The 13,994-nt window shown below is 64.3% G+C and carries 13 protein-coding genes; 1 reads left to right on the forward strand and 12 read right to left on the reverse strand.

The genetic code is table 11. From position 1 onward, the window contains the following. Window positions 1-2 precede the first annotated feature (2 nt). The 12 genes from ACSQ22_RS21575 to ACSQ22_RS21630 all read right to left on the reverse strand — a co-directional run bounded on the left by ACSQ22_RS21575 (window position 3) and on the right by ACSQ22_RS21630 (window position 12,582). A complete protein-coding gene (locus ACSQ22_RS21575; protein WP_436131494.1) occupies window positions 3-1,784 on the reverse strand; it encodes an ATP-binding response regulator in 1,782 nt (593 codons plus the stop codon). 208 nt (window positions 1,785-1,992) lie between these two features. Next, window positions 1,993-3,123: an acyl-CoA dehydrogenase family protein gene (locus ACSQ22_RS21580; RefSeq protein ID WP_228896011.1), complete on the reverse strand. Its 1,131-nt coding sequence runs from the start codon at window positions 3,121-3,123 to the stop codon at window positions 1,993-1,995. A 140-nt stretch (window positions 3,124-3,263) separates the two neighbouring features. Further along, window positions 3,264-3,983: a carbonic anhydrase gene (locus tag ACSQ22_RS21585; protein WP_436131495.1), complete on the reverse strand. Its 720-nt coding sequence runs from the start codon at window positions 3,981-3,983 to the stop codon at window positions 3,264-3,266. A gap of 161 nt (window positions 3,984-4,144) precedes the next feature. Then, on the reverse strand, window positions 4,145-4,813 hold the full coding sequence (locus ACSQ22_RS21590) for an SDR family oxidoreductase (protein ID WP_436131496.1): 669 nt from the start codon (window positions 4,811-4,813) through the stop codon (window positions 4,145-4,147). A gap of 87 nt (window positions 4,814-4,900) precedes the next feature. Beyond that, on the reverse strand, window positions 4,901-5,533 hold the full coding sequence (locus ACSQ22_RS21595; RefSeq protein ID WP_176887129.1) for a pyridoxamine 5'-phosphate oxidase family protein: 633 nt from the start codon (window positions 5,531-5,533) through the stop codon (window positions 4,901-4,903). Window positions 5,534-5,561: 28 nt separating this feature from the next. Next, on the reverse strand, window positions 5,562-6,614 hold the full coding sequence (locus ACSQ22_RS21600; RefSeq protein WP_436131497.1) for a DUF695 domain-containing protein: 1,053 nt from the start codon (window positions 6,612-6,614) through the stop codon (window positions 5,562-5,564). A 46-nt stretch (window positions 6,615-6,660) separates the two neighbouring features. Next, complete coding sequence (locus tag ACSQ22_RS21605; protein ID WP_436131498.1) at window positions 6,661-7,854, reverse strand: acetyl-CoA C-acyltransferase; 1,194 nt, start codon at window positions 7,852-7,854, stop codon at window positions 6,661-6,663. Between the two features lie 60 nt (window positions 7,855-7,914). Further along, complete coding sequence (aceK, locus tag ACSQ22_RS21610; RefSeq protein ID WP_121421266.1) at window positions 7,915-9,720, reverse strand: bifunctional isocitrate dehydrogenase kinase/phosphatase; 1,806 nt, start codon at window positions 9,718-9,720, stop codon at window positions 7,915-7,917. A gap of 37 nt (window positions 9,721-9,757) precedes the next feature. Next, complete coding sequence (can, locus tag ACSQ22_RS21615; RefSeq protein ID WP_121421267.1) at window positions 9,758-10,417, reverse strand: carbonate dehydratase; 660 nt, start codon at window positions 10,415-10,417, stop codon at window positions 9,758-9,760. Between the two features lie 33 nt (window positions 10,418-10,450). Beyond that, window positions 10,451-11,641, reverse strand: coding sequence for an isovaleryl-CoA dehydrogenase (locus ACSQ22_RS21620; RefSeq protein WP_055392986.1), 1,191 nt, complete (start codon window positions 11,639-11,641; stop codon window positions 10,451-10,453). A gap of 41 nt (window positions 11,642-11,682) precedes the next feature. After that, a complete protein-coding gene (locus tag ACSQ22_RS21625) occupies window positions 11,683-12,144 on the reverse strand; it encodes a PaaI family thioesterase (protein ID WP_228895997.1) in 462 nt (153 codons plus the stop codon). A 42-nt stretch (window positions 12,145-12,186) separates the two neighbouring features. Beyond that, the gene (locus ACSQ22_RS21630; protein WP_121421270.1) at window positions 12,187-12,582 is read right to left on the reverse strand and encodes a MerR family transcriptional regulator; all 396 of its coding nucleotides are present in this window, start codon (window positions 12,580-12,582) and stop codon (window positions 12,187-12,189) included. Window positions 12,583-12,707: 125 nt separating this feature from the next. Here ACSQ22_RS21630 and ACSQ22_RS21635 point away from each other — a divergent pair, with 125 nt between their 5' ends. Next, window positions 12,708-13,787, forward strand: coding sequence for an MBL fold metallo-hydrolase (locus tag ACSQ22_RS21635; RefSeq protein WP_436131499.1), 1,080 nt, complete (start codon window positions 12,708-12,710; stop codon window positions 13,785-13,787). Window positions 13,788-13,994 lie beyond the last annotated feature (207 nt).

Consider the following 13,994-nt stretch of genomic DNA (forward strand, 5'->3'; position numbering starts at 1 on the left):
CGCTAGCAGCTATCTTTTTTATAGTTTTCAGACGAATCAGGTAGCCATTGCCGCAACAAGGCGTGCAGCTGTTCCGGCGCCACCGGCTTGCGCAGCACCAGGTAGCCCTCTTCTTCCGCCTGGCGCAGCGCGGGCGAATCCCATTCACCGCTGACCATGGCCAGCGCGGCGTCAGGGCACAGGGCCTGCAGGCGCTGGAGCAAGGCGAACCCACTCTCGCCGGAGCGCAAACGCTGGTCGCAGAAGATGGCCTGCGGCGTGAAGCCCTGTTCCATCCAACCCAGTGCCTCGGCACCATCGGCCGCGCAGCGCACCTGCACGCCCCAGTCCTGCAGCAATTGCTGCCAGCCTGCGGCCACCTGCGGGTCGTCCTCCACCACCAGGCAGCGGCCCTGCAGGCCGCCCTGGCGCGCCACGGTGGCGGGCGTTGGCGCAACGACCACTGCGCTGGACGTGGCAGGCGGCAGCCGCAGCCAGAACCGCGAGCCGCGCCCCAGGCGCGACACCAGGCCCAGGGGCGCATCCATCAGCTCGGCGCAGCGCGCCACCACAGCCAGGCCCAGGCCGTAGCCTGCATCGTCTGCCACGCGCGCCGAGGCACTGCGGGTGAAGGGCGAGAAGATCCGCTCGCGCTCCTCGGCGGCAACGCCGGGGCCGGTGTCCCACACCTCCACCTGCCAGTGCCCGGCGCGGCGGCGCACAGCCAGCAGCACGCCGCCACGCTGCGTGTACCGCAGCGCGTTGTGCACCAGGTTCACCACGCACTGGCGCAGCAGCATCGGGTCGGCCTGCACCCGGGCGCTGGCCGGTGGCGGGCGCAGGCGCAGCACCAGGCCCCGGGTGCGCGCAGATTCCCCCAGCAGCGTGGCGACTTCGCGCAGCAGCGGCGCCAGGGCCACCGCCTGGGGCCTTGCCTGCACGGCCCCCGCTTCGATGCGCGACAGGTCCAGCAGCGCATTGCACATCCATTGCAGCGACTGCACGCCCTGGCGCAGGTTCTGCAGCGTGGCATCCAGCGCCGGGTCCCGGTTGCGCAGCGCGATGGATTCGGCCAGCAGCCCCACGGCATGCACGGGCTGGCGCAGGTCGTGGCTGGCGGTGGCGAGGAACTGGTTCTTCACAGCCAGCGCCTGCTCGGCCTCGCCCTTGGCGGCACGGAACCGCTCCGTCAGGTCCACATTGCTCAGAAAGAACTGATGGCTGATGCTCGCATTGCGAAAGAACACGCCAAACGCCAGATGCATGGGCAACAGGTACGGCCAGTGATCGGGAAACACATAGGGCACCGACAACAGGCTGACCGCGTAGCTGGTGAAAAAGAACCGCTTGAAAACCACCAGCGCCGCCGACTGGTGCGCGGCATGCGCCGACACCACCAGCGTGGAGCCACAGATGAACACCACGCGCAGTTCAAAGGGCGTGTCGGGCCCAGCGGAGGCCGCAGAACTCATCACCAACGCGCCGTACAACGCCGCCAGCGCTTGCACACGAGGCAACCAAACGGCCAGCAGCGTTGCCGCACCGTGGCTGTCGCGCTGCTTCAGGGCCCGCTGCCACAGGCCCCAGACGCCCCACACAGCCCCCACCAGCAACAACGACGCCCCCCACCACAGCGTGATGCCAGGGGGCCACAAGCCCAGCGAATACAGCCAGGCCAAGCCCGGCAGCCCCAGCAGCGGCATCACAGTGCAGCCGTCGCGCACCCGCATGAAGCTGTTGCCCAACAACTGCAGCTGGGCGGCGGGTGCCAGGGTGTCCCAGGAGAGCACGCGTTCGGAGTTCATCGGGCCGATGTTGGCATCTTCCCGCAGCAAACACCCCCTACTTTGGGAGGGTTGCATGTTGACGCCGGCGCGTGGCAGCGCTTGGGAGTACGTCGGGCAGCGACCAGGGCATGGCTGAGAGCGCATCTGCTGCGGCCCCACTCACAGCGCAACCGTCACCACCGCACGGAGGCAGCAGTCGCGGCGCCGACAATGGCGCCCAGCAGGCTCAGGCCAGCGCGCGCTGGATGATGATCTTCTGCACGTCGCTCGTGCCTTCGTAGATCTGGCACACACGCACGTCGCGGTAGATGCGCTCCACCGGGAAGTCGTTCACCACGCCGTAGCCGCCCAGCGTCTGGATGGCGGCGCTGCACACGCGCTCGGCCATTTCGCTGGCAAACAGCTTGGCCATGGCGGCTTCCTTCAGGCACGGGCGGCCTGCGTCGCGCAGCGCGGCGGCGTGCCAGATGAGCTGGCGCGCGGCTTCGATCTGCGTGGCGCAGTCGGCCAGGCGAAAGCCAACGGCCTGGTGGTTGAAGATGGCGGTGCCAAAGCTCTCGCGCTCCTTCGAATACGCCAGCGCCGCATCAAACGCGCTGCGCGCCATGCCAACGCTCTGCGCGGCAATGCCGATGCGCCCGCCTTCGAGCGCGCCCAGGGCGATCTTGTAGCCCTCGCCCTCGGTGCCGATGAGGTTCTCGGCCGGGATGCGGCAGTTGTCGAAGTTGATCTGCGCCGTGTCGCTGCTGTGCTGGCCCAGCTTGTCTTCCAGCCGCGCGACCACGTAGCCGGGGTTGTTGGTGGGCACGAGGAAGGCGCTCATGCCCTTCTTGCCCGCGCCCTTGTCGGTCACGGCGATGACGATGGCCACATGGCCGTTCTTGCCACTGGTGATGAACTGCTTGACGCCGTTGATCACATATTCGTCGCCCTGCCTTACGGCGGTGGTGCGCAGTGCGGAGGCGTCGGAACCCACATGCGGCTCGGTCAGGCAGAAGGCGCCCAGCATTTCGCCGCGCGCCAGCGGCGTGAGCCAGTCGCGCTTTTGCTGTGCATTGCCATAACGCATGAGGATGGCGTTGACGGGGCAGTTGGTCACGCTGATAGCCGTGCTGGTGCCACCATCACCGGCGGCGATTTCTTCCAGCACCAGCGCCAGCGTCACGTAGTCCAGGTTGGCACCGCCGAACTCTTCGGGCACGCAGATGCCGTAGGCACCCAGTGCAGCCAGGCCCTGGTGCGCCTCTTTGGGGAAGTGGTGTTCCTTGTCCCAGCGCGCGGCGTGGGGCCACAACTGTTCTTGCGCAAAGTCGCGCACCGCGTCGCGGATCATTTCCTGGTCTTGGGTCAGCAGCATGTTGTCTCCTTGGGATCGTTCGGCGCCGGCAGGCTCTGGATGTCCAGGCACCTACCGGCGAGTCAACATGCAATTTTGCCCGCGTCTGCGGGCGCGCCCGCTAAGGGCGGGCGGACTACGTGCTCCTGCGTACCCGGGGGCTAGACCAGCGAGACCTTGCCGCTGGACAGCTCGTACACGCCCCCCACGGCGCGGATGGCGCCGCTGGCCATGCGCCCGGCCAGGAGGGGTTCGGAGGTGGTCAACCGGGCCACATTGAGCCGCACGTTCTGCTCGGTGGCGGCCACCAGCAAGTTGGCGGGCTGGCGGCGCTGCGCCGCCTCGACGGCCGGGCGGATGGCGTTGACCAGCCCCGGCAGATGGCCGGGCAGCTGGGTGCCTTCCTGCACCACCTTGATGGTGGCGGAAACAGCGCCGCAGTTGCTGTGCCCGAGCACGAGGATGAGCGGCACCTGCAGAACCTCGATCGCATATTCCATGCTGGCCAGCGCATCGTCGTTCAGGAAGTTGCCCGCCAGCCGCACCACGAACAGATCGCCGGGCCCCTGGTCAAACGCCAGCTCGGGTGCAATGCGCGAATCCGCGCAGCTCAGGATGGCCGCAAAGGGCCGCTGCCCGGTGGTGCGCGCCACCCGGCCCACCGAAAAGTCGCGCTGCGTGGAACGGCCCGCCACGTAGCGGGCATTGCCCTGCACCAGCCGCGCAAGCGCTGCGTCGGGGCCAATTCGGTTGTCGGGCAAAGGGGTGTCAGCAGCCAGCACGCGGGCGCTGGAGGCCAAGGCAGCCAAGGCTGCGGCACCGCCCAGAAGGCGGCGGCGGGACGGCGCAAGCGCCGCCGGGGTAGCAAGACAATTACACATTTTTTGGACTCCCGGTTGGGTTGCATGGAGCTGGCCCTCTCTTTCGCCAGCCCGCGCAGGAAGCCGTTTTCAGGCAGCCAGCGCCACGCAATTTTGCGGATCCACTCCACCGGGCGCCAGTCCAAATCTTGCATCGATCCGGCAGCCTGATAGCCGCCAGGCTACCAGTGCGTGGCGCGGCGCCCGTCGTGGTGCAGCAGGCGGCCTTTGTCGGCGGCCGTGACGCCCGCCACGGTGGCGCGCAGGCCGCGCACGCTGTCCTGCACGGTCAGCGCAGCGCCTTCGCCGCCCATGTCGGTCTGCACCCAGCCGGGGTCGATGGTGATGAGGGTGGCGTCCGGGTAGTCGTGTTGGGCGGATGCGATGGCCATGTTCAGCGCTGCCTTGCTGGTGCGGTACAGCCAGGAGCCGCTGTTGGGAACGCTGCCAATCTGCGACATGGACGAGGACAGAAATGCGAACACACCCTGCGCGTCGGCCACCAGGGGCGCAACCTGCGGCAGTGTCTGCATGGCGCCCAGCACGTTGGTGTGCATCACGGCATCGAAGTCCTGCTGGGTGGGCGGCGTGAGCGCATTGGGGCGGCGGATGACACCGGCCACATACCAGGCGGTCTCGATCTTTTCGCAGTCCAGTTGCCAGGCCAGCCCGCTGACGCTGGCAGGGTTGGCCACGTCCACGGTCAACACCTGGGCGCCCAGGGCCTGTACCCGCTCGCGGCCCGCATCGTCGCGCACAGTAGCGATGACGCGGCGGCCCGCCTCGGTGTATTGGCGCACGAGCTCCAGCCCAATGCCACGCGATGCGCCGATGACCAATATGGATTTCATAGAGGGAATTTGAATGAAATTGGGCTCTAGCACTTATCCATCAAGCGCTGAAAGCTATCAAAACAGAAGTATTCAACATCAATCCCCTCAAGCGTCGCCGAGTTGCTGCTCTTGCGCCAGTTGGGCGCGGTAGCGCTGCAGCATCGCCACTTGCGACTCGGGCTCGGTCGCAAGGCCCATCTGGTCGTGAATCATCTGGCCCATGGTGGGCAGTTGCGCGCGATCCACCTGCGCATCTGCGGACCACAGCCGCGAGCGCATGAAGGCCTTGGAGCAGTGCAGGTAGGCCTCGGCGACGCGCACTTCGATCACTATCTTTGGGCGCTGGCGCTCGGCCGTGAAGAAGTCGGTATACAGCGCTTCGTCGCGCAGGCGTGCGGTGCCATTCACCCGCAGGGTTTCATCCACACCCGGGATCATGAACAGCAGGCCGATGCGCGGGTCACTCAGCAGGTTGGTCAGGGTGTCGAGCCGGTTGTTGCCGCCCGCATCGGGCAGCAGCAGGGTGTGGGGATCGGGTGACTTCACAAAGCCCGGCGCACCGCCGCGCGGCGAGGCATCGAGCAGCGCACCATGGGCGCCACCACTGGCCACCACGCAGAACGGCGACAGGGCAATGAAGCGCTGGCAGTGCCCATCCAGCTGCGGTTGTTGCTTGCGCAGGGCCCGCTCGCCGGGGGCTGCGTACAGGGTGCGCAATTGTTCGAGCGTTTCGATCATGGTGTGGCCTGCAAGGGGTTGAAAGAGTTCACGGGCAATGCACGGCAAACTCGAAATAGCCTGACCATGCGGGATCAAACGCGAAGGTCAGCTCCAGTGATTCGGCCTCATCGCGCAGCAGCAAAGGTGCGAGCGTCTGCATGGCCAGCTGCTTGTCGCCCACGTAATACACGGCCTTGCGGCGCCCCGCGCGGGTCAGTGTGTAGGCCATGATGCCCAGCTGCGGCAGCGCGAGCAGCGTGGCTGCCTGGTCCTGCAGGTCTTGCACGGCGGCCAGCTGATCGCGGTTGCCCACGGCCAGGTCCAGGGTCAGCGCGTAGGCCAGATCGGCGCGCATGGCCACGGGGTTGGCACTGCGGTTGACCATGACAATGGCCTTGTCTTCCGCCTCGTCACCGCTGCCATCCTCATCGTCCTGCCCGCCAAACGACAAGGTCATGCCCGACCAGTCGTGCTCGCCCGCAGGGAAGTCGCTGGTGCGGCCCAGGGTGTCCACCCAATAGCGGTCGAACACCGGCACAAACTGGCTCAGGGGCACCCAGGGTGCCAGCGGGTCAGAGGCTTCCTCCACAAAATCCACCGCGCCCACCTTGACGGCGAAGTCGTATTCGCCCAGAACATGGTCGAGCATGATGAACGCCATGTTGCGCGCGTGGTCCTGGTAGTCGCTGGGGATCTCGCGGCCAAAGCGGATCTCCAGCGCGGCCTGGCCATCGTCCTGTCCGCAGGCGACCAGCACCTCCGATGTGGACAGCTCAAAGCCCTCCATGCCGATGGGAAAGTCGGGCTGCGTGGTGCGCTCCCGAAACGCGCGCAACCGGTAGTTCTGCAGCGCGGGTGCGGCAGCCACCACCTCCATCAGCAACGGAAAGTTGTCGATGCCGCCGTGGGCGGTGACGATGAGATCCACCACCGCATCGCTGTCGCCGCCAGACATCTCCAGCGCCAGGCCGCTCAGGTGACGCTCGATGAGCACGTTGGCCGACTCGACCCGCTCGCGCAGAGGCTGGGCCTGGAGCGATGCCTGGGCATCGACAAATTCACGCCAGAAGGTGGTGATCTCGGGAGATGGTGCGGTCATCGCGGTCCTTGTGAAGAGATGGGAATCATCCCACCCCTCTCCATCGTCAGACCAGTTCGAGCGCCACGGCCGTGGCCTCGCCGCCGCCGATGCACAGCGTGGCCAGGCCCTTGGTCAGGCCGCGCGCCTTGAGCGCGTACATCAGCGTCACCATGATGCGTGCACCGCTGGCGCCGATGGGGTGGCCGAAAGCGCAGGCGCCGCCGTTCACATTGACCTTGTCGTGGGGCAGGTCGAGTTCTTTCATCAGCGCCATGGGCACCACCGCGAAGGCTTCATTGATCTCCCACAGCTGCACATCGCCAACCTGCCAGCCGGCCTTGGCCAGCGCCTTCTGCGTGGCCCCCAACGGGGCAGTGGCGAACCACTCGGGCTCTTGCGCATGCGTGGCGTGGCTCACGATGCGGGCCAGGGGCTTGCAACCCAACTTCTTCGCGGTGGATTCGCGCATCATCACCAGCGCGGCGGCGCCATCGTTGATGCTGGAGCTGGACGCGGCGGTGATGGTGCCGTCCTTCTTGAAGGCGGGCTTGAGTGTGGCGATTTTTTCGAGCTTGACCTTGCCGGGGCCTTCGTCCACCGACACCACGGTCTCGCCCGCGCGGGTCTTGACGGTGACGGGCACGATCTCGGCCGCGAAAGCGCCGGACTCGGTGGCCGCCTTGGCGCGCTGCACGCTGGCGGTGGCAAACGCGTCCTGCTGCTCGCGGGTGAACTGGTACTTGGCGGCGCAGTCTTCGCCAAAGGTGCCCATGCTGCGGCCCGCTTCGTAAGCGTCTTCCAGGCCGTCGAGCATCATGTGATCAAAGATGCGGTCATGGCCCAGTCGGTAGCCGCCCCGGCCTTTTTGCAGCAGGTAGGGAGCGTTGGTCATGCTCTCCATGCCGCCTGCCACCATGACGTCGTGCGTGTCGGCCAGCAGCATGTCATGCGCCATCATCGCGGCCTTCATGCCCGATCCGCACATCTTGCTGAGCGTGACGGCGCCAGCGCCCTTGGGCAGGCCGCCCTTGAACGCCGCCTGGCGCGCGGGTGCCTGGCCCTGCCCAGCCATCAGGCAGTTGCCGAACAGCACTTCGCCCACGGCGTCAGGCGACACACCGGCACGCTCGATGGCGGCCTTGATGGCGGCGCCGCCCAGGTCGTGCGCGGCCAGGCTGGAAAAGTCGCCCTGCAGCGAGCCCATGGGGGTGCGTGCGGCGCCGACGATGACGATGGGGTCTTGGGTGGATGCAGACATGGTGATGGTCTCCTGTGAAATGGTTCGGATGAAATGTTGGGGAGGGGTGAATGCTGGGGGCTACCGGACTGCTGAGCCATGCGCAAAGCGCCGGTCTGTGTCGTAGGGAAAGACGTCAAACATGTGGCCCGCCCGGATGCGTTCCTGGTGCGACTGCCAGAAGGCAGCGTCGAGCAGATCGGCGTGGTGCTGCATGAACACCTCGCGCACGGCATCGTTGCCGAGCAGGAAGGGGCCGAAGGTTTCAGGGAACACATCGCGCGGGCCGACGCTGTACCAGACCTCGCCGCTCATTTCCTCTTCTTCATTGCGCGGCGTGGGCACGCGGCGGAAGTTGCAGTCGGTGAGGTATTCGATCTCGTCGTAGTCGTAGAACACAACCTTGCCGTTGCGCGTGACGCCAAAGTTCTTCCAGAGCATGTCGCCCGGGAAGATGTTGGCGGCCACGAGGTCCTTGATGGCGTTGCCGTATTCGATGACGCTGTGCTCCATCTGCTGGCGCGCGCGCGGGTCTGACAGGCCGGTGTCGAAGGCTTCCTGCAGGTAGATGTTGAGCGGGATCATGCGCCGCTCGATATACAGGTGCTTGATGATCACCTCCGTCTGGCCGTCGCCGTCGCGGTCGCTGATTTCGAGCTGGCTGGGGGCGAACTTCTCGATCTCGGCAATGAGGGCATCGTCGAACCGGCTGCGCGGAAAGGCCACCTCGCTGTATTCGAGCGTGTCGGCCATGCGGCCCACACGGTCGTGCTGCTTGACCAGCAGGTACTTGGCCTTGACCTGCTCGCGCGTGGTTTCCTTCTGATGCGGGAAGTAGTCCTTGATGAGCTTGAACACGAACGGGAAGCTCGGCAGGTCGAACACCAGCATCACCATGCCCTTGATGCCGGGCGCGATGCGGAACTGGTCGCTGGAGTGCTTCAGGTGGTACAGAAAGTCGCGGTAGAACAGCGTCTTGCCCTGCTTGGCCAGGCCCAGGGCGTTGTAGATCTCGGCCCGCGGCTTGCGCGGCATGAGGCTGCGCAGGAACTGCACGTAGGCGCTGGGCACCTCCATGTCGACCATGAAGTAGGCGCGTGCGAAGCTGAACAGCATCTGCATGTCATCTTCGCCAAACAGGGCCGCGTCGATAAACAGCCTGCCGTTGTCGTCGTGCAGGATGGGCAGCGCAAACGGCACTTCGTTGAAGCCGTTGATGATCTTGCCCACGACATAGGCGCCTTTGTTGCGAAAGAACAGGCTGGTGAGCACCTGGATCTGGAAGTTGGCGCGCAGCCTCACTTTGTCGAGCCGGCCGCGCATGGCGCCCACCACGCAGGCGGTGTCTCGGCCCAAGTCCGCAAATTCACGCTGCAGCTGGAAGTTCTCGATGATGACCTGGAAGGTCTCGCCCAGCGTGTCTCGCGACGGGTAATAGGCGCGGTAGGTGGGGCGCGCTGCGGGCTCTTCGTTTTCGATGTATTCGGTACTGACCGCAGGCCGCACAAAGATGAAGTCGTTGTGGAAATGCGTGCGGTGCAGGATCTTGGTGGTGACCGAGTTGAAAAAGGTCTCGGCCAGTTCGGGCTGGTGGTGGTTGACCAAGAGGCCGATGTAGTGCAGCTTGACCTGGTGCCACACGTCCATGGGCTGTGCACCCGCCTCGAACTCTTTCTCTAACCTGCGCACACACTCTTTCACGCGCAGGTCGTAGAACTCGATACGCTCGCGCTGGGCCCGCTGCTGGCCGTGCCAGTCGCCGGTTTCAAAGCGGTGCTTGGCCCGCGCGGACTCGGTGCGGAACAACCGGTAGTGCCGGTTGAAGCCGTCCATCATGGCCTTGGCAATGCCATAGGCCTGGGGAGCGTCAAGCCGTTGCGGGAACATGGCGGGTGCTCAGCCGTTGCGGGAATGCGGTGGTTGGCTATTGCCTTTTGACGGCAGCCACACCGGCGATCGCGGCCTTGTACAGCGAGTCCAGGCCTTCCGTACTACCCACGGACATGTGCAGGTTGTTGATGAGACCATCCTTGAGCCCATAGCACCAGCCGTGCAGCGTAACCTTCTGGCCCCGGCCCCAGGCGTCGAGCATCACCGTGGTCTGGGCAATGTTGACGACCTGCTCGATGGCATTGAGTTCGCACAACACGTCATGGCGCCACTCTGGGGCGGTGGCGGCAATCAGGTCACGGTGGCGGTCGCGCACATCCTGCACATGCCGGATCCAGTTGTCGGCCAAGCCGACGCGCGTACCTTCCAACGCCGCCAGCACGCCACCACAGCCGTAGTGCCCCACCACCATCAGGTGCTCGATGTGCAACTGATCCACCGCGTACTGGATAGTCGACAGGCAGTTCAGGTCGGTAGGCACCACAACGTTGGCCACATTGCGGTGCACAAACACTTCACCGGGCTCCAGGCCGGTGATCTGGTTGGCAGGCACCCGGCTGTCGGAGCAACCGATCCACATGTACTTGGGCTTTTGCTGCGCCAGCAGGCTGGTGAAGAAGCCGGGCCGCTCGCGCTCCATCTGGGCCGCCCAGGCGCGGTTGTGAACAAACAGGTCTTCGATGGAGGAGGGCATGTTGTCCTTGGGTCTCAATGATTAGATAGAAGCTCAGCAGGTTTCAGCAAACAGCTCACGGCCGATCAGCATGCGACGAATTTCGCTCGTGCCCGCACCAATCTCATACAGCTTGGCATCGCGCCAGAGGCGGCCCAGCGGGTATTCGTTGATGTAGCCGTTGCCACCATAAATCTGCACGCCTTCGCCCGCCATCCAGGTGGCTTTCTCGGCACACCAGAGGATCACGCTGGCGCAATCCTTGCGCACTTGGCGCACATGGTCGGTGCCGAGCATATCGAGGTTCTTGGCCACGGTGTAGGCAAACGATCGCCCCGCCTGCAGCACGGTGTACATGTCGGCCACCTTGCCCTGGATGAGCTGGAACTCGCCAATGCTCTGGCCGAACTGCTTGCGGTCGTGAATGTAAGGGATCACGTTGTCCATCACGGACTGCATGATGCCCAGCGGGCCACCGGTCAGCACCGCACGTTCGTAGTCCAGGCCACTCATGAGCACCTTCGCGCCCTGGTTCAGGCCACCGAGCACGTTCTCTGCGGGCACCTCGACGTCCTGGAACACCAACTCGCCCGTATGGCTGCCGCGCATGCCCAGCTTGTCGAGCTTCTGCGCGATCGAGAAGCCCTTCATTCCCTTCTCGATCAGGAAGGCGGTCACGCCGCGCGCGCCCAGTTCAGGCTCGGTCTTGGCATACACCACCAGGGTGTCTGCATCAGGGCCGTTGGTGATCCACATCTTGCTGCCATTGAGCAGGTAGTAGCCACCCTTGTCCTCGGCCTTGAGCTTCATGCTGATCACGTCGGAGCCCGCGCCGGGTTCGCTCATGGCCAGCGCGCCCACGTGTTCGCCGCTGATGAGCTTGGGCAGGTACTTGGCTTTTTGTGCCTCGCTGCCGTTGCGGTTGATCTGGTTCACGCACAGGTTGCTGTGGGCGCCATAAGACAAGCCCACCGAGGCACTGGCGCGGGAGATTTCTTCCATGGCCACCATGTGGGCGAGGTAGCCCATGGCGGCGCCGCCATATTGCTCGGGCACCGTGATGCCGAGTACGCCCAAGTCGCCCATCTTGCGCCACAGGTCCATGGGGAACTGGTCATTGCGGTCAATCTCCGCCGCGCGGGGGGCGATCTCAGCCTGTGCGAAGTCGCGCACGGCGTCGCGCAGGGCGTCGATGTCCTCGCCCAGTTGGAAGTTCAGGCCGGGAAGGTTGGCGGGAATGCTCATGGGGAATGTCTCCTCGTAAAAGGTAGGGAAATGGGCCGGATTCAGCCCTGGATGTTGTCGCGTCCTGTGACCGCCATGAGGGTGCACCCCATGGTGGCGATGAGTTTTTCTTGGCTGCCGTCGATGGCGAAAGCGCGGCCTTCGCACACGGTGATGGTGCGGCCGGGCTTCAGCACCCGCCCTTCCATGCGAAATCGCTCGCCCTTGGCGGGGGCCAGCAAATTGATCTTGAACTCGATGGTGAGGACGGCAGCGTCAGCCGCCATCAGGGTGAAACCGGCATATCCACACGCCGAATCCAGCGCTGTGGCCACCATGCCCGCATGGAGAAATCCGTGCTGCTGGGTCAGCCCGACCGCCCAAGGGAGTTTGATGTCCACGGCACCTGGCGCCACAAGGCCCAGCGAGGCGCCAAGGGTCTGCATGGCTCCCTGGCGCGCAAAACTGTCGCGCACGCGGTCGGCAAAGTCAGCGCAACGCGGCTCAAAAGGGGGCGTGCTCACAACAGTCTCCTGATTTACGTTTACGTAAACGTCAATTATGAATCAATTTTGCTTTTCTACCTTGGCCAGCAGCGAGCGCGCCTCTTCTTCGTGCTCGCGCACCTCTTCCAGGTTGGCCTGCAAATCGGCCATCTGCTCTTCGAGCTGCTTGCGATGGACCACCAACACGTCGAGGAATTTGCGCAGCTGAACGCCCGTATCACGGGGGCTGTCATAAAGGTCAATGATCTCCTTGGCTTCCGTCAGTGACAGGCCCAGGCGCTTGGCCCGCAGCGTCAGGCGGAGCCGGGTGCGGTCGCGTGCGCTGTACACGCGGTTGCGTCCGGCAGATCCAGTGCGCTCAGGCTGCAGCAAGCCCATGTCTTCATAAAAACGGATCGCCCGGGTGGTGAGATCGAACTCTTTGGCAAGGTCGCTGATGGTGTAAGTATTGGCCATGGTGGGTGCTGCACACAGCAGTATCGGTTTCGCGCAGGAGACAGCCCGGTGGCGGCAGCTCCCTACAATGCATCGAATGCATGACGTTTACGTTAACGTCAATGCTAACCCATCGCACCTTCGCCATGAACCCACTCGAACACCAGATCCACTACCCGCTGGGCGACGCGCTCCCTTCCGAGGGCGGCTCCATCGAGATCGCGCCGGGAGTCCACTGGATTCGCATGGGTCTTCCCTTCGCACTGGATCACATCAATCTGTGGCTGCTGCGCGACCGACAACTAGGCGCTGGCGGTGTCATGCTGGACGGGTGGACCGTGGTGGACTGCTGCATCGACAGTGCTGCGACCCGTGCGCAGTGGGAGCAGATTTTTGTGGACTGCCTGGGTGGCTTGCCTATCTTGCGCGTCATCGTGACCCACATGCATCCAGACCATATCGGCTTGGCCCATTGGCTGTGCGAGCGATGGGATGTACGCTTGTGGATCAGTGCCACCGACTACAACGTGGCTCGGGTCGCTGTCTATGACCCGCAAGGGCTTGGCGGAGAAGCGGGGGCGGACTTTTACGCGCTGCACGGTGCGCAAGACCCGTCCTTTTTAGCCCATGTACGTGGGCGCGCATCGTATTTCCCGACCCTCGTGCCCGCACTGCCACCCCGCTTTCGCCGAATCATGGATGGAGACACGCTGGACATCGGGGGCCGAGCCTGGCGTTGCATCAGCGGCTATGGACACGCGCCCGAGCACATGGCGCTGTTTTGTGCTGAGTTGACCACCTTGATCAGCGGTGACATGGTGCTACCGCGCATCTCGACCAATGTCAGCGTCCATGCCAGCGAGCCCGAAGCCAATCCACTGCAGTTGTTCTTGACTTCGCTGTTGCGGTATCTGGATCTGCCGGAAAGCACATTAGTGCTCCCATCGCATGGCAAGCCGTTTATAGGCTTGGCCACACGCATTGCCCAATTGCAAGACCACCACCGGGAACGGCTCTCGGAGATCTTGCAAGCAGCCCATGATCGTGCCTTGAGCGCTGCAGATACTTTGCCGATTCTGTTTCAACGCAAGCTGGATACCCATCAGATGACTTTTGCCATGGGTGAGGCCCTGGCGCACTTACACCATCTTTGGATGGAGGGGAAGTTGGGGCGCTTTCTCGACCAAGCCGGGGTGCAGAGATTTCGAGCACCGAACGGTGGATAAACGCATCCAATCCGAGAACGACATGTGCTCATTGGGTAGCCAACGAATGCCGAGCCCAATCCCGCATTAATGCTGATCAAGGCCTGCAAGGCTTGTGAGATGCTGCGCAGGCCTGGTCGGCGCAAGTAATCTGAGATGGGCAAGGTGGGCTGTTGAACCGGAACGCATTGAGCAGTCCGCTGCACTTGATGCATTTTGAGATCCCCC

This window comes from Acidovorax sp. LjRoot38 (genome assembly GCF_964252975.1).
GTDB classification, from domain to species: domain Bacteria; phylum Pseudomonadota; class Gammaproteobacteria; order Burkholderiales; family Burkholderiaceae_C; genus Acidovorax; species Acidovorax facilis.